The 16,139-nt window shown below is 54.8% G+C and carries 12 protein-coding genes and 1 pseudogene; 8 read left to right on the top strand and 5 right to left on the bottom strand.

Features of this window, described 5'->3' with window-relative positions:
• Positions 1-241 precede the first annotated feature (241 nt).
• The gene (locus tag P2G53_RS13370; protein ID WP_275818067.1) at positions 242-1,945 is read left to right on the top strand and encodes a methyl-accepting chemotaxis protein; all 1,704 of its coding nucleotides are present in this window, start codon (positions 242-244) and stop codon (positions 1,943-1,945) included.
• Positions 1,946-2,153: 208 nt separating this feature from the next.
• Here the strand turns inward: P2G53_RS13370 and P2G53_RS13365 are convergent, their stop codons facing one another.
• Positions 2,154-2,903, bottom strand: a complete 750-nt coding sequence (locus P2G53_RS13365; protein ID WP_275818065.1) for a helix-turn-helix domain-containing protein — start codon at positions 2,901-2,903, stop codon at positions 2,154-2,156.
• A gap of 97 nt (positions 2,904-3,000) precedes the next feature.
• On the opposite strand from P2G53_RS13365, the gene glmU reads away from it, so the two are divergent.
• The gene (gene glmU / locus P2G53_RS13360; protein WP_275818063.1) at positions 3,001-4,383 is read left to right on the top strand and encodes a bifunctional UDP-N-acetylglucosamine diphosphorylase/glucosamine-1-phosphate N-acetyltransferase GlmU; all 1,383 of its coding nucleotides are present in this window, start codon (positions 3,001-3,003) and stop codon (positions 4,381-4,383) included.
• The gene (gene glmS / locus P2G53_RS13355) at positions 4,383-6,206 is read left to right on the top strand and encodes a glutamine--fructose-6-phosphate transaminase (isomerizing) (RefSeq protein ID WP_275818062.1); all 1,824 of its coding nucleotides are present in this window, start codon (positions 4,383-4,385) and stop codon (positions 6,204-6,206) included. Before glmU ends, glmS begins: the two co-directional genes overlap by 1 nt.
• Positions 6,207-6,939: 733 nt before the next feature.
• Here glmS and P2G53_RS13350 read toward each other — a convergent pair.
• Positions 6,940-7,668 carry a Crp/Fnr family transcriptional regulator gene (locus P2G53_RS13350; protein ID WP_275818060.1) on the bottom strand — a complete coding sequence of 243 codons (729 nt, stop codon included), beginning with the start codon at positions 7,666-7,668 and terminating at the stop codon, positions 6,940-6,942.
• Positions 7,669-7,772: 104 nt separating this feature from the next.
• On the opposite strand from P2G53_RS13350, the gene P2G53_RS13345 reads away from it, so the two are divergent.
• Entirely contained in the window at positions 7,773-8,102 is a 330-nt protein-coding gene (locus P2G53_RS13345) for a hypothetical protein (protein ID WP_275818058.1), read from the top strand.
• Here the strand turns inward: P2G53_RS13345 and P2G53_RS13340 are convergent.
• The 3 genes and pseudogenes from P2G53_RS13340 to P2G53_RS13330 all read right to left on the bottom strand — a co-directional run.
• The gene (locus P2G53_RS13340) at positions 8,071-8,217 is read right to left on the bottom strand and encodes a glycine zipper 2TM domain-containing protein (RefSeq protein ID WP_345799209.1); all 147 of its coding nucleotides are present in this window, start codon (positions 8,215-8,217) and stop codon (positions 8,071-8,073) included. The genes P2G53_RS13345 and P2G53_RS13340 overlap by 32 nt on opposite strands.
• Positions 8,218-8,768: 551 nt before the next feature.
• Positions 8,769-9,590 carry a hemolysin III family protein gene (locus P2G53_RS13335; protein ID WP_275818054.1) on the bottom strand — a complete coding sequence of 274 codons (822 nt, stop codon included), beginning with the start codon at positions 9,588-9,590 and terminating at the stop codon, positions 8,769-8,771.
• Between the two features lie 47 nt (positions 9,591-9,637).
• Positions 9,638-9,942: pseudogene (locus P2G53_RS13330) on the bottom strand (IS1595 family transposase); the annotation flags it as partial.
• A gap of 216 nt (positions 9,943-10,158) precedes the next feature.
• On the opposite strand from P2G53_RS13330, the gene P2G53_RS13325 reads away from it, so the two are divergent.
• The 4 genes from P2G53_RS13325 (at position 10,159) to acnA (ending at position 16,090) form a co-directional block, all read left to right on the top strand.
• The gene (locus tag P2G53_RS13325; protein ID WP_275818052.1) at positions 10,159-10,755 is read left to right on the top strand and encodes a lipid-binding SYLF domain-containing protein; all 597 of its coding nucleotides are present in this window, start codon (positions 10,159-10,161) and stop codon (positions 10,753-10,755) included.
• Between the two features lie 443 nt (positions 10,756-11,198).
• Entirely contained in the window at positions 11,199-12,278 is a 1,080-nt protein-coding gene (hflK, locus tag P2G53_RS13320; RefSeq protein ID WP_275818050.1) for an FtsH protease activity modulator HflK, read from the top strand.
• On the top strand, positions 12,275-13,279 hold the full coding sequence (hflC, locus tag P2G53_RS13315; RefSeq protein ID WP_275818048.1) for a protease modulator HflC: 1,005 nt from the start codon (positions 12,275-12,277) through the stop codon (positions 13,277-13,279). Before hflK ends, hflC begins: the two co-directional genes overlap by 4 nt.
• Positions 13,280-13,339: 60 nt before the next feature.
• Positions 13,340-16,090, top strand: a complete 2,751-nt coding sequence (gene acnA / locus P2G53_RS13310) for an aconitate hydratase AcnA (RefSeq protein ID WP_275818046.1) — start codon at positions 13,340-13,342, stop codon at positions 16,088-16,090.
• Positions 16,091-16,139 lie beyond the last annotated feature (49 nt).

Genomic DNA, 16,139 nt, shown 5'->3' with positions numbered 1-16,139 from the left:
GATTGACCGCTTCGCGTCGGAATTCCTCGGTATAGTGTTGATACTTTTTCCTGGACATCTTACACCTCCCCGTCAGGCGTAAACCTAACTATAGAAGGTGTCTACTCTTCGTGGGTAACTCGGAAATCAAACGCCGCAGTAAAAAGGTGTTCCTGTGGAAGCAAGACTACTGGTACAGCAAGCTTAAGTGAATATACTGGGTTTTATAGCTGGCCTAATAATTCAGTGGAGCTGATACCAGATGTTTAAGTTTTTAGCGACCCCATCTAAAGAACATGAAAAAACCAGAACATCTGAAGTAGCGGAATTGAGAAGAGAGCTTGATGCGCTGTATCGCAGCCAGGCTGTAATTGAGTTCAATATGGACGGAACAATTCGTACCGCGAATGATAACTTTCTCAATGTAATGGGGTACACCTTAGGTGAGATACAAGGCAGTCACCACAGTATTTTTGTTGAAAAAAAATACGCTGACAGCAAGGAATATAAGGATTTTTGGGCCAAGTTAAACCAGGGGCATTTCGATTCTGCTGAATACAAGCGGTTAGCCAAAGGCGGGAAAGAAGTATGGATACAGGCCACCTATAACCCAATTCTTGATGATACTGGCACTCCCTACAAGGTCATAAAGTTTGCAACAGACATAACCAGACAAAAGCTGCTCAATGCTGACTACGAAGGTCAAATCGATGCGGTGAATAAATCACAGGCGGTTATCGAATTTAATTTAGATGGCGTTATACAGCACGCCAACGAAAATTTTCTAACTGTGATGGGCTACCAGCTGGATGAAATCAAAGGTAAACACCACAGTATGTTTGCTGAGCCTGAGTTCGCACAAAGCGCAGATTACAAGAATTTCTGGGCGGAGTTACGTCAGGGCAAGTTTAAAGCAGGCGAATTTAAACGCTTGGGTAAAGGTGCTACCGAGGTATGGATACAGGCAACTTACAATCCCATCTTTGATCTTAAGGGCCAACCAGTCAAAGTGGTCAAATATGCTACCGATGTTACCGCCCAGAAAAAACTGGCACAGACGGTAGAAAAAATGCTCTCCGAAGTGAAGCGGGTGATGATGGCGGTCTCTCAGGGTGACTTAACCGAGAATATCATGGGCGAATTTGAAGGAGAGTTTGCCGAACTCAAAAACGCAGTGCAGATATGTTTGGTAAAACTTCGTGAAGTGGTCGACTCAGTTCAGATCTCCGCAAACTCTGTTGCGACAGGTTCCGAAGAGATATCCCAAGCAACACTTGAACTCAGTGATAGAACGGCTAAACAAGCGGCGAGTCTGGAAGAAACCGCTGCGTCTGTAGAAGAGATGACAGCGACGGCTAAGAAAAATGCAGACAATGCCCTGATTGCAGACCAGTTAGCTGTGAATGCAAGAGAACTCGCCAACACAGGGGGTAATGTGGTTGGTAAAGCAGTTTCCGCAATGGAGCAGATAAATGCTTCCAGCCGTGAAATATCAGACATCATCGGAACAATAGATGAGATCGCTTTTCAGACTAACTTGCTGGCGCTGAATGCCGCAGTTGAGGCTGCCAGGGCAGGAGAGCAGGGCCGCGGATTTGCGGTGGTGGCTTCCGAAGTACGGAATTTAGCGCAGCGAAGTGCTACCTCTGCAAAAGAGATCAAAAACCTGATCATCAACAGCGTCAACAAGATTGACGAAGGTTCACGCCTGGTTCAAGAAAGTGGAACCACGCTGAATGATATTATCGACTCAGTAGAAAAAGTATCAGGCATCATTTCCGAGATTGCCTTAGCCTCTAAAGAACAGGGCCTCGGGGCTGAGCAAATAAATAAATCGATCACCATGTTAGATGAATCAACCCAAGAAAATGCAGCCATGGTTGAGGAGACGGCGGCTTCGAGTAAGCAAATCGGTGAGAATGCCCAAGATATGGCGTCGCTGATTAGCTTCTTCCGAATCCATTAAGCTAGCTGTTCTCAGCTGGATTTAACAGGGCTGTTAGTAGGGCAGAAATATAAAGGGGTTAACGTGAGTTGGCCTATTATCTTCCAACAGCTGATCCCGATGATGCCAAGAGGAATTCACATCACCTAAGTGTTTCATAGGGATTTTCTTGTCCTATATGAAACACTTAGGTATTTTCTTACACCTAATACCAACCTAAATTTGTGAACTATAAAAGCCCCCACAGGGTAGCAAAAATCACTTTCTGTGCGGCTGCTACTTCAGCTGAATCAATCACTACCGCCGTTGGGTAGTTCTCTGCCGCTAAGGAGATGATTGCGCACTTAGGCGGATAGATGGCTATGTAAGCGGCATCTACCTTTCCTTCTGTTTTAATCCATTTACGCTCGGACAGAAGGGCATCCTCACCCCCATCGCCAATGGCGATAACCTGTACATTTATCCCGCGCTGGATTCGTTGATTGGTAAAATTTGGAAAAGGCCGATAAAGATGCTTACGGATTGGTTTTGAGGAAAAAACGGAATAACTGGATTCATTTGAATCAGACACGGTATTCAGGATGTCACGTAATACCTGTGCAATGCCATCATCCCCTTCGAAAAACTGGACGTTTGCGCTGCAAAACGCGGGTTGCAGGTGTTTCAGTTCTGGAATCAGATTTTGCTTAAGGTGATCCAAAGCCCTGTCCATATTGGCTCTGCGCTCTTCGGCCAGATGTAGCAGGTACTCAGGCTCGCGTGGGGCAAAAAACCTCCGTTTGCCTTTGGGTAAATAGGTCGCAATCCCTTTTGCCTGCAACTGTTTCAAGGTTTCATAGGTGGTACCACGGTTGATACCTGCTTTGTCAGCAATGGTCCGGATAGAGCTGGCTCCACAGCTTAACAACGCCTTATAAACCAGCACTTCGCGTGGACTCAGATCCAGCAGTTGATAAATATCATCGGTAGAAATTGTCATAGAATTTGTGACAAAAAGCCTTGTATCAGACGTGGTTTACTTTAAAGTCCAAGCCTAATATAGCAATTAAATTTTGTCACAAGGATATAAACAAACGATGTCTGTTGATGTGGTCATCCTCGCCGCCGGGCAAGGCAGCCGAATGAAATCAGCACTGCCTAAAGTGTTGCATAAGGTGGGCGGGAAATCGATGGTGCAGCATGTAATTGATACCGCTGCCCAGATTGAGCATGCAAGCCTGCATGTGGTTATTGGACATGGCGCCGATCAGGTACAGTCCCTGCTTGAGAGCCAGTCAGTGCAGGTTGCGCTGCAGGCAGAGCAACTCGGCACCGGTCATGCGGTGGCGCAGGCAATGCCCGCGGTGACAGACAGCGGAATTACACTGGTTTTATATGGTGATGTGCCCCTGATTCAACTCGCAACTCTGCAGCAGATGGTAAGTTTAGCCTCAGAGGGTGCTCTTGCCTTGCTAACAGTTAGTCTGAGTGACCCCACAGGTTACGGCCGCATCGTACGTGACAATGCTTCAGGTGCAGTGCGGGCAATTGTTGAGCATAAAGATGCTTCTCCAGAGCAGCTAAGCATCACCGAAGTGAATACCGGCATTCTGGCGCTACCCAGTGCTTACCTGAAACAATGGCTGCCGCAATTATCTGCAAACAATGCCCAGGGTGAATATTATCTGACGGATATTATTGCCATGGCTGCTGCACAGCAGGTGCAGATTACGGCATTACAACCTCAGGCTGAGCAGGAAGTACAGGGTGTGAATAACCGTGTGCAGCTGGCTGAACTTGAACGCTGGTACCAGCAGCAGCAGGCACAGACTCTGATGCTCGCTGGCGCTACGCTGGCGGACCCTGCCCGTATTGATCTGCGCGGTTCGCTTACAACCGGTCAGGATGTCTATATCGACGTTAACTGTGTATTTGAGGGTACGGTTGTACTGGGCGATAACGTGGTTATCGAGTCAAACTGCTCCCTGAAAAACACCACAGTCGGATCAGGCTGTCGTATCAAAGCCAACTCAGTACTTGAATCCGCTGTACTTGCAGATGACTGTGAGGTAGGCCCCTTTGCACGACTCCGTCCCGGCACACAGCTCGCAGCCAACGCCAAAATCGGTAACTTCGTGGAAACCAAAAAAGCGGTTGTGGGTGAAGGCAGTAAGATTAACCACCTCTCCTATGTGGGCGATGCTGTTCTGGGCCGTGGCGTTAATGTGGGGGCGGGTACCATTACCTGTAACTACGATGGCGTGAACAAGTCTCTGACCGAGATTGGAGACGGTGCTTTTATTGGCTCGAATTCATCGCTGGTTGCACCGGTAACCATCGGATCAATGGCGACGGTGGGCGCAGGCTCGACAATTACTAAAAATGTCGCCGCTGAAGCACTGGCACTGACACGTGCCAAACAGGCTCAACTGGATCAATGGCCGCGGCCGCAGAAAAAAGCAGATAAAGGAGACAGCTGATGTGTGGAATCGTGGGTGCGGTTGCCGCACGTCCTGTTCAGGATATTCTGCTTGAAGGCCTGCGTCGGCTTGAGTATCGGGGGTATGACTCGGCCGGAGTGGCAATCGCCGCTGAGGGTGTGATCAGTCGTTGTCGTCGAATCGGTAAAGTACAGTCGCTGGCAGATGCGTTGCATGAAACGCCGCTAGCAGGGCAGAGTGGTATTGCACATACCCGCTGGGCGACCCATGGCGTGCCCAGTGAAGCCAATGCACATCCACATATGTCGGCGGATCAGCTGGCGGTTGTGCATAACGGTATCATCGAAAACTATGAAGTCCTGAAGCAGGACTTGCAGGCCAAAGGTTATCAATTTAGCTCTGAAACCGATACGGAAGTAATTGCTCACTTACTGGCTGAGACTCTTAAAACTGAGCCAAACCTCATGGCAGCCGTACGCTTGGTGACTGCTCAGCTGGAAGGTGCCTATGCGCTGGGGGTAATGCTTAAGTCAGAACCTGATAAGTTAGTGAGTGCTCGCAAAGGTAGTCCGTTGGTGATTGGAGTGGGTATTGGTGAGCACTTTATTGCATCGGATCAACTGGCTCTACTGCCGGTAACTGACCGGTTTATCTTTCTTGAGGATGGCGATATCGCTGAATTGTCCGCCAGCGAGATTCGTATTCAGGCCGCCGACGGTCAGTGGGTTGAGCGTCCGGTCACTCAGTTTGAGCATGGCTTAAGTTCGGCTGAAAAAGGCCCTTATAAACACTTTATGCTCAAGGAGATCTTTGAACAGCCCACGGTGATTAAGGCTTGTCTGGAAGGTCGTTTGAGTGGGGATCATCTGCTGGAACAGGCATTTGGTAATGGTGCTGATCGTATCTTTGATCAGGTGAAGCAGGTGCAGATTATTGCCTGTGGAACCAGTTACCATGCCGGTCTGGTGGCTAAATACTGGATTGAATCTCTGGTGGGCATTCCCTGCATGGTTGAGGTGGCCAGTGAATACCGTTATCGCCCTGTGGTGATTCAGGAAGGCACACTGTTCCTGACCATTTCACAATCGGGTGAGACGGCAGATACGCTGGCGGCGCTGCGTGAAGTGAAAGACCGGGTGCTGGCGTCACTGGTGATCTGTAACGTACCGGGTAGTTCATTGGTGCGTGAGTCTGATCTTTGCCTGATGACCAATGCGGGCCCAGAGATTGGTGTAGCATCCACTAAAGCCTTTACTACCCAGTTGGTTGCGCTGATGCTGGTTACCATTGCTTTGGGGCGTCGTTACGGAATGACCAAAGCCACTGAAGCAGAACTGGTGCAGGGACTACGGGACCTGCCGGGTCAGGTCGATGAAGCCCTTGCACTGGATGAGTCGATTCAGACCCTGGCGCAGGCCTTTGCCGAAAAACACCATACGCTGTTTCTGGGGCGTGGCACCTTGTATCCGGTGGCAATGGAAGGTGCGCTCAAACTCAAAGAGATCTCTTATATCCATGCCGAGGCCTACCCTGCGGGTGAACTGAAACATGGCCCGCTAGCGCTGGTAGATAAAGAGATGCCGGTGGTGACGGTCGCACCGGAAAACGAGATGCTGGATAAACTGAAGTCTAACCTGCAGGAAGTACGGGCACGGGGTGGTGAGCTGTTTGTCTTTGCGGGTTCTGCCCAACTCAAAGCAGAGGACGGTGTGCATGTGGTTACGATGCCGACCTGCAGTGAAATGCTGCAACCAGTGCTCTATACCATTCCGTTACAGCTGCTTTCCTACCATGTGGCCGTGTTGAAAGGTACGGATGTGGATCAGCCACGAAATCTGGCCAAGTCAGTGACGGTTGAGTAACAGCAACCCGCAACTTGCTGTCCTGTTGAGCAACAATAGTTGTTGATATAAAACAATATAATTGGACACAACTTGCCCCCATCTAGACTTCTAGTGAGTAGTTGATTGCGGGAGAGTTTAGTGAAGTGAGGGGGCGTCGTTTGACGACTCAAGCCGATATCGAGCGGTACATCGAGCAAGGATATGCTTAAGATGAGGGGGTGGACTACAGGCCATGGCTTGGAGTCCAGGATGTGCCCTCTCGCTGACGTTTGTAGAAGGTGGGGTAGCAAAGTAGAGCGCACCTATCACCTTCTATCGGACCTTGAGTTTGCCTGCTTCCTGGCCCTGGAATTCTCCGGGCGTGTCATTGATATCCGCGAGCAATATCCGGTCCTGCCTGTTGAAGAGGCTCAGGATATTGCAGCTAGCTTAGGTATCAAATATCCCAACTACCTAGGAACCAAGGTTCCCTGTGTATTGCTACGGACTTTTTAGTTACATACCTTGGTGATGACGGCTAACCACGTATGGTGGCCAGAAATGTAAAGTGAATTAGTGGCGATTCAGCGACTCAAATAGCCCCGATTATCGAACGAACCCGTGAAGCAGGTAACACTTGATGAAGATGGACCAAAAGGCAATGAAAAATCCTAGCCGGTATGGTTGTAATCATCAAGACGAGTGTTGTTTCCTGAATATGAACAGGCTACTACCTCTATAACATGACCAAAGTCCGGTGGCCGCAAACCCTTTAATTATGAGTCGTTGGATTGTTAGGGCACCAAGGTAACAATCGATCCGTTTCCTTTTTAACTACGGCGTAGCACTCGCAACAAAGCGCTTCGAGCTGCGAACGGTCGAGCACGCTAATATGTCCGCGATGGTACTCGATCACGCCGAGTTGCTGTAACTTGCCAGCCGCATCGGTCACCCCTTCACGGCGCACGCCGAGCATATTGGCGATCAGCTCCTGGGTCATGATTAATTGGTTACCCGGCAGACGGTCCAGTGACAGTAATAACCAGCGGCATAGTTGCTGGTCGATGGTGTGATGTCGATTGCACACGGCGGTCTGGGCCATCTGGGTGATCAGCGACTGTGTGTAACGCAGCAGTAACAGCAACAGCTCTCCGTGCCGGTCAAATTCCTCCTTGAGGCGTAACGCCGAGAGTTGCAGGGCGGAACCGGCACTCTGCACCAAGGCGCGACTGGGGGTACTTTCACCGCCCATAAACAAGCTTACACCGACCACGCCATCATTACCGACGACCGAAATTTCTGCGGAGGCGCCATTTTCCATCACGTTGAGTAACGAAATGATGGCATCGGTCGGGAAAAAAACCTCTCGCTGAACCTGTCCTGACTCGTACAGTACTTTGCCGAGTGGCAGGGTGACCGGTTTGAGATAGGGAAACAGACGCTGCTGAACCTCGGCCGACAGGGACATCAATAAATGGTTCTGTTGCGGAGAGATAGACATGGTTGATTCCTTAGCGGCGTTTGAGAGCCTCCACCCCAAAAAAGGTAGTTTACCTGTAGTAGTACAGTTCCTTATCGGTCATCTGGCAAGTCCGTAAACCCGCGATGGTCGGGACCGTCCGGCAAGAGGATAAGAGCACTGGCGCAGAAGCCCGGCGGCTAAGCCCGGGTGCCTGGTGCACCGACAAAAACACCACTGACGGGCAGTGGTATCGCGCGGGTGCGCTGCGCATTAAGGCCTCCGGTACCCTTTGCCGTGTTGCCGTGGAACTGAATTTTATCTGGTTCGTTCGATCACTGGGCGCGCCAGACCGTCGAATCCCGCAGGCGGCCGTAGTATTCAGGAGAACGCAGGCACGCGAACCCCGCGCCCGCTCAAGACCGGGCAAGGGGCGCAGTGGCCTTATTTGGAATCGTCGATTTCGTGGCCGATAACACCGCCAACTATGGCACCGCCAACGGTACCGGTCGTGCTGCCACCGGTCAGGATGGCACCGCCGATGGCACCGGCTCCGGCACCTATGGCGGTATTGGTGTCCTGCCTCGACATGCCGGAACAACCCGCCAGACCGAGCAGAATACCTGCGATTAGTGCGCTGAGCGCAAAATTCTGTAGCGTTTTCATGGAATGACCTCTATCTCAGTGGTTACACGGGATGGGCCGTTGAGTTTTTCACAACCCCACTACCGGGGCAGGTTCCAATTCGAACGCCGATCCTTGTACCCATCATCTCGCAGATACGGGATAGGTTCTGTACGCCAGCGCTCATAGCGAGCAATACCTGGAGCATGGAGGCAGCGCTCGACTGCCTGCCGAGCAAATTGTCTATATTGTCACTTGGGAGACTGTTTAAAGTGTTGGCGGATACCCCGCTGAAGCCCGTAAAACGGGCCAATGAGCGTAAACCCAAGACCGTCAAAGAGTGGCTGGACAGCCCCTGAATAGATGATTTGGCTGCCTTGGTCGCAGATGTGCAGGGGAGGGATCCCTTGTCTCGCCCCTGTTCGGCTTCTGCAACCGTTCACGGGACAAGCTCACGATGTTGTTTTGGCACAACGGCTTCTGGCGCTGGTATCGGCCCGCCCAGTTACTTGCGGTTGTCAGGCCGCATACCAAAGAACCGCGAAGTAGTGGCATGTGGTTCCGCTCATAACAAAGAGGTGCCAAATCAGGTGTCCATACTGCAACTTCGAATCGGTTGCAAAGAACACCACGCCTACGGTGTAAAACAAGCCACCGGTAAGCAACCAGAGCAGGCCTTCTGTTGGCACCTTGGCAAGCAACGGATTGACAGCTAAGACGATAAGCCAGCCCATGAATAAATAGAGGCTTGTCGAGATAATGGGATGGGGTTTCTTTTCGAATATTTTCAGCGCGACCCCGGCGATCACTAGGCTCCAGACGAGACCGAAAAGTGTCCAGCCCCACGTGCCCTTCAGTATCCCCAGGGTAAACGGCGTGTACGTGCCTGCGATGAGGAGGAATATCGCAGAATGCTCAATGATCCTGAAGACACGCTTGGCCTTGCCAGGCGACAGTGCGTGGTACACGGCAGAGGAGAGGTAAAGCAGTATGGCCGTTGCGGAAAAGACACTGGTGCCGAAAACTTGCCCTGCGTCTCCTTGCCGCGCCGCATTCATGATGAGAAAAGGCGTCCCAATCAGCATGGCAACCAGTGCTATACCGTGGCTAACGCTGTTCGCGAGTTCTTCACATCGTGATTGCTCGCGGAAGGGGCTTAGGATCAATTTACGCATGTCAGTTTCTTTTCCGGCCTTCAGGGTCGGAATACCGGTTACCCGATACTTCCGTAGGTGAGTCGACCAGGGAGCCTCCCCCTTGGCCGCTCTCAAAAACGCACGAACCTCTCGAATCATCTGGTTCCCATCATGCAGCCCACCGAGAGAAGCCCACTGACCCATGACCAAATAGATTCCTGATTACCCATTAAACTCAGCCATTTTCAGCAGTCATCCAACTGGATAATGCCGCCGATTGGATGGCGGTCATTGGCTTTTTTCAGGGCCAGCAACAGGTTGTTTTTCATCATCCGGGTCGTGTTGTAGCTCATGGCCTGTTGGCGCTGAACGCCATGGCGGATATACCGGTTTTGGTCTGGGTCTGCAGTTGCAGCGGCAAAAACCATTGGGTCAACCGCAGTTTAGTACCGGCAAACAGGGCATTGCCAGTCAGGGACGTTTGATACCGGCAGCGGTTGCATTGCAACACTCTTGGGAGGCTTTTCAGACGGCCTCCGTCGGTAAGGTCTGCGCAGCTGGTCTCGATCGAGGCGCTGTGTGCGCTGGCGTACAGACTGAACCCTGTCAGATGGTTAGCGTTGTAGTGACATCCGGAGTTCCTTCACATGGCTCCAGAGTGTCGTTGCGCAGGGGCCGGGCAACCAAAGACCGCCTGCGACACGAAAGCATACGATGAACGGTACCAACCGCCAGAGTATGCACAAGATTCCAACCTGTAAGGAGTTTTGACATGCACAGCATACAACGCCAGTTCCTCGCGCCCCTACTCGCGATAGTCTCTCTCGTCTCGATGGGGATGATGAATCCGGCAACAGCGGCAACAGCGGCAACAGCGGCAACAGCGGCAACAGCGGCAACCGCTGAAGATTTGGCCAAGGATTCCCGTCAGGCGCTGCAGACCCTTTATCAAACAGAACCTGTTGCGGAACACCTTTCGAATACGGCCAAGGCAGTACTGGTATTTCCGAATATCGTCAAGGCCGGCCTGGTATTCGGCGGCAGTTATGGCGAGGGCGTGTTTTTCAAGGGCTCGACCGTCGTCGATTATTACAACTCTGTTACCGGTTCCTGGGGGTTGCAAATCGGTGCCCAGTCTTACGGATCTGCCGTTTTCTTGATGACAGATGATGCCGTTCACTATCTCGAAGAGTCGAAGGGCTGGGAGCTTGGCGTCGGCCCAACTGTCGTCCTGGTTGACGAAGGTGTTGCAAAGAATTTTTCGACATCCACGCTGCAGTATGATGCCTACGCGTTTATTTTCAGCCAGCAGGGATTGATGGCGGGCATCAGCATCGAGGGAACAAAAATTCCCCGAATCAATCGCTAAACCCGGAAGGAACAGGCGCGACCGGCGTCGGTGGTGTCTGTCCCGGTTTGCCAGCAGCCATTAGGGACAGAGGGCGTGACAACGGCAGCGATGATGAATCTCATCAAACCGCACCTGAATATCCAGTCGTGCTGCCGGTCACCCGCAAATTGTATTTCATGCTAAATGCCAGCAAGTCTTAACCTGCGCTGGCTGTCGCCCAACTTAATCGTCTGATGGTGCAGTGTGCGGCTTAACTGCGTACGCAAAATAGAGCTTTATGTTCGGTAGCGTACCGACACCCAGAGGGTGGAGCGCATAGCCTAAGCCTGTGAATGCGCAAACTCGTCCTCTAATTAGACTGCTTTCGCATCACCCAATGATGATCAAACAACGTCACTTAAAAAGCGGCGTTCCCATTGCGGCTATTCCAAGGTCATCCGGTATCAGGAGCGGCGTGCGCGATGTTTACTCAAGGCAATAACAGTGATCAGAAAGATCCCCGGAATAACGGGGCTAAACCCGCCTTCAACCTGGATCGCCTGCTCAGCCAGTTGCTGGCCCGCTACCGGTGTACCCCACCGGGCGGCGGCCGCAGCGGCATCGTGGTACTGGCGGTGTTGGTTTTATCCGGTCTGGGCTTATGGACCGCCTACTACACCGTGCCGAGCGATTCGGTGGCGGTGGTGCAGCGCTTCGGAAAATACCTGTATGAGGTGCCGCCGGGGCTGCATTTCAAACTGCCGCTGGGAATGGATGTCGCCACCATCGTGCCGGTTAAACGGCAGTTAAAGCAGGAGTTCGGCTTTGCCACCCCCGGTGCAACAGATCCCTACCAGAGCCCGAGGCCCCGTGACCAGCAGCGTGAAACGCAGATGGTTACCGGTGACCTCAATGCTGCGCTGGTGGAATGGGTGGTTCAATACCGCATCGCAGATCCTTTCAAGTTTTTGTTCGAGGTGCGCGAACCCGCGGAGACCCTGCGCTACGTATCCGAATCGGTGATGCGCGAGGTGGTGGGCGATCGCACTGTCGACGAGGTGATCACCGTGGGCCGCCAGGAGATCGAGATCGAAGCCCTGGACAAGATGCAGCGGCTCTCCAGCAAATACGTGATGGGTATCAGTATTGATCAGGTGCAGTTGAAAAACATCAACCCGCCGCTGCCGGTGCAGGACTCCTTCAATGAGGTCAACCAGGCACAGCAGGAGAAGGAGAAACTGATCAACGAGGCGCGGCGTGACTACAACAAGGTGATTCCCCTAGCCCAGGGGGAGAAAGATCAGCGGATTCGCGAGGCCGACGGCTACCGTCTGAAGCGGATCAACGAAGCCGAAGGCGATGCCGCGCGCTTCACCGCGTTGCTGGCCGAATACAGCAAGGCGCCGGAGGTGACCCGGCGACGCATCTATATCGAAACCCTGCAGGCGGTGCTGCCCGACATCCAGGCTAAGGTGATCGTCGATAAGCAGGCGGGGGGGATTCTACCTTTACTCAACCTGGGAGCAGCCAACCGGGAATTAGGCAACGGAGGTCGGCCATGAAGCGGATAACATCGACCACACTCCTGATGCTAACAGTGCTGGCCGGCTACCTGCTGTTCAGTTCGGTCTATACCGTCAGTGAAGTCGAGCAGGTGATCATCACCCAGTTCGGCAAACCGGTGGGGGAGCCGGTGACGGAGGCCGGTCTGAAGCTCAAGCTGCCGTTTATTCAGGAGGTCAACGCCATCGACAAGCGGGTGCTCGAATGGGACGGTAATCCATCGGACATGCCTACCAAGGATAAGCTCTATATCTCCGTGGACCTCTTTGCCCGCTGGCGCATCACCGATCCGCTGCAGTATTTTTTGCGCCTGCGCGACGAGCGTAGCGCCCAGTCCCGTCTGGACGACATTCTCGGCAGCGAGACCCGCAACGCGGTGGCCAAGCACGAGCTGATCGAGATTATCCGCACCACCAGGGATCGGGTGCCGCTGCGTGACGTGTTACTGAGCGGTGGTGAGCGTATCCTGGATACCAGCGCCTGGGTGGCGATCCAGAAGGGACGCAAGCAGGTGGAAAGGGAAATTTTCATGGCGGCAGCCGATAAGGTGCGGGTGTTCGGCATTGAGCTGCTCGATATCCGTTTCAAGCGCATCAATTACAACGAAAGCGTACGCCCCAAAATCTACGATCGGATGATCAGCGAACGGCGCCAGATCGCCGAGCGTTTTCTGTCCGAAGGTAACGGTGAGGCGGCGCGTATCCGCGGCGACCGGGTGCGGGACCTGAACAAGATCCAGTCCGAAGCCTATCGCCAGGTGGAGGAAATACGGGGTCTGGCCGACGCCAAGGCCACCGAAATCTACGCCCGCGCCTATAACCAGAGCCCCGAATCCGTGGCCTTCTACGAGTTCACCCGCAGCCTGCAGGCCTACCAAGCGGTGATCGGGCAAAATACCACCCTGGTGCTGTCCACCGACAGCGAGCTGTTCAAGTACCTGAAGGGCATAACGCCTGAAGGCCCTGAGGCAGCGGAGACAGCGAAGGTGGTGCTTCCGTGATAGCAGGTGATCGATTGAAAGAAACGCCCGTACAGACAGCCAACCATTGGAGAGCAGTCCATGACTGAAGCAGCAGGCTCACCTTCTCAGTTCCAACGTTCCCTGCAGGTGGGTAGCGAGACCTACCACTACTACGCGCTGCCCGCCGCTTATGCGGCCTACGCCGCATGCGGCGACCTGGCGCGGCTGCCCTTTGCCTTGAAGATCGTGCTGGAAAACCTGCTGCGCCACGGGCAGGGTGGCCAGGCCACCCGGGTCCAGATCGAGGCGTTGGGCGGATGGCTGAGACAGGGTGAGTCGGCCGAGGAGATCGGCTTTATGCCGGCACGTATCCTGATGCAGGACTTCACCGGGGTGCCAGCCCTGGTAGATCTGGCGGCGATGCGCGACGCCATGGCTGAGGCCGGCGGCGATCCGGGCCTGATCAGCCCGCAGATTCCGGTGGACCTGGTGATCGATCACTCGGTCAGTGTGGATCGCGCCGGCAACGAGGATGCCTTTGAAGCAAACGTGAGCCAGGAGATGCAGCGCAACCGCGAGCGCTACACCTTTCTGCGCTGGGGACAGGCGGCATTTGATAACGTCCGCGTGGTGCCCCCCGGCACTGGCATCTGCCATCAGGTCAACCTGGAGTACCTCGGGCGGGTGGTGTGGACGCGGGTGCTGGAAAATGGCGAACAGCTGGCCTACCCCGACACCTTGGTGGGGATGGACAGCCATACTACCATGATCAACGGGCTTGGCATCCTGGGCTGGGGCGTTGGCGGTATCGAGGCGGAGGCGGCCATGCTCGGCCAACCGATCAGTCTGCAACTGCCGCGGGTGGTCGGGGTCGAGCTGAGCGGCCGGCTGCCGCCGGGCAGTACCGCTACCGACCTGGTGCTGCGGGTCACCGAGCTGCTGCGGCAGCAGGGCGTGGTCGGCTGCTTCGTCGAATTTTTCGGTCGCGGTTTGGCCAGTCTGAGCCTGCCCGATCGTGCCACCATCGCCAACATGGCGCCGGAATACGGCGCGACCTGCGGCCTCTTCCCCATCGACGCTGAAACCCTGCGCTACCTGACCCTTACCGGGCGCGACTCGCAGCAGGTGGCATTGGTGGAAGCCTACGCCCGCGCCCAAGGGCTTTGGCACGATGAAATGTCGCCGCGCGCCACCTACAGCGTGACCCTTCCGCTGGATCTTGCCGCAATCACCCCCTGCGTCGCCGGACCGCGCCGCCCCCAGGATCGGGTCGCGCTGCCGGATGTGGCCGAAGCCTTCCGGCAGTTTGTCTTGGCGCAAGGTAAGGCACAGGGGCGCCCGGCTGACGATTCGCCCGGCCCTGGTTCTCCGCGTTCCTATCCCATGCTCGGTAAACCCTTTAGGTTGCAGGAGGGAGCGGTGGTAATTGCCGCGATCACCAGCTGCACCAACACCTCCAATCCCTCGGTGATGGTGGCCGCCGGCCTGCTGGCGCGTAACGCCCGTCGGCGCGGCCTGCAGGTTGCGCCCTGGGTCAAGACCTCCCTTGCCCCAGGGTCCAAGGTGGTGACCGACTACCTGCAGGCGGCCGGGCTGCAGGTCGCGCTGGATCAGCTCGGCTTCAACCTGGTGGGCTACGGCTGCACCACCTGTATCGGCAATTCGGGTCCCCTGGACCCGGCCATCGCCGGCACCATCGCCCAGCAGCAGCTCAGCGTCTGCGCGGTGCTGTCGGGCAACCGCAACTTCGAAGGGCGGATCCACCCGCAGGTAACCGGCAGTTTTCTATGCTCACCCCCGCTGGTGGTGGCCTACGCCCTCGCCGGTCGGGTCGATCTGGACCTTTCCAGCGATGCGCTGGGTCATGACCCTAGTGGCCAGCCGGTGTACCTGCGCGAGCTGTGGCCCGATGCCGAGGAGATTACCGCCACCGTCGACGCCCATGTCCACCAAGCTCAGTTTCAGCAACGCTACGCCGACGTCTTCACCGGCACCCGCCACTGGCAGCAACTGGCGGTCAGCGACAGCCAGCGTTATCCCTGGGATAGCACCAGCACCTACGTGCGCCATCCCAGCTATTTTGACGGCCTGCAACTGACGCCGTCCGCCGTCGAGGATATCGTCGAGGCGCGGATCCTGGCGCTGCTCGGCGACAGCGTCACCACCGACCACATCTCACCGGCCGGTGCCATCGCCGAGGACAGCCCGGCCAGCGCCTACCTGCAGAGCCGCGGGGTCGAGCCGGCGGGGTTCAACTCCTACGGCAGTCGCCGTGGCAACCACGAAGTAATGATGCGCGGTACCTTCGCCAATCCGCGGTTGCAGAACCGGATGACGCCGCAGCAGCGCGGCGGAGTGACGCGGCTGGTGCCCTCCCAAGAGGTGGTCAGCATCTTCGCCGCCGCCCAGCATTTTCACCAGCAGAGCATCCCGCTGGTGGTGTTCGCCGGGGCGGAATACGGCACCGGCTCCTCCCGTGATTGGGCCGCCAAGGGGCCGCACCTGCTCGGTGTGCGCGCGGTGATCGCCGAGAGCTTCGAGCGTATCCACCGCTCCAATCTGATAGGCATGGGGATTTTGCCTCTGCAGCTGGAAGCGGCTATCAGGCTCTCCACCTTGAAACTGACCGGTGACGAGTGTATCAGTATCGCCGGATTGGCAGCACTGACCCCGGGGAGTGGTGTCGCCGTTCAGATTCAGCTCGAGAAGGGGGACTCCTGGGTGCTCAAGACCCGCTGCCGGATCGATACCCAGGATGAACTGCGTTTCTACCGCCATGGCGGGATTCTGCAGTGCCGGTTACGTGAATTGATCGCAGCATCCATTGCCAAACCAATGATCGATATTTGATGTTAAGGCACCGTCCTAAGGCCCAAGCGCACTACATCCACCGATTTAG

Origin of the sequence: Neptuniibacter sp. CAU 1671, from assembly GCF_029222905.1 — a bacterium.
In the GTDB taxonomy this organism is placed as follows: domain Bacteria; phylum Pseudomonadota; class Gammaproteobacteria; order Pseudomonadales; family Balneatricaceae; genus Neptuniibacter.
Note: the sequence above shows the minus strand (reverse complement) of the source record. Positions and strands in the feature narration are given on the sequence as shown.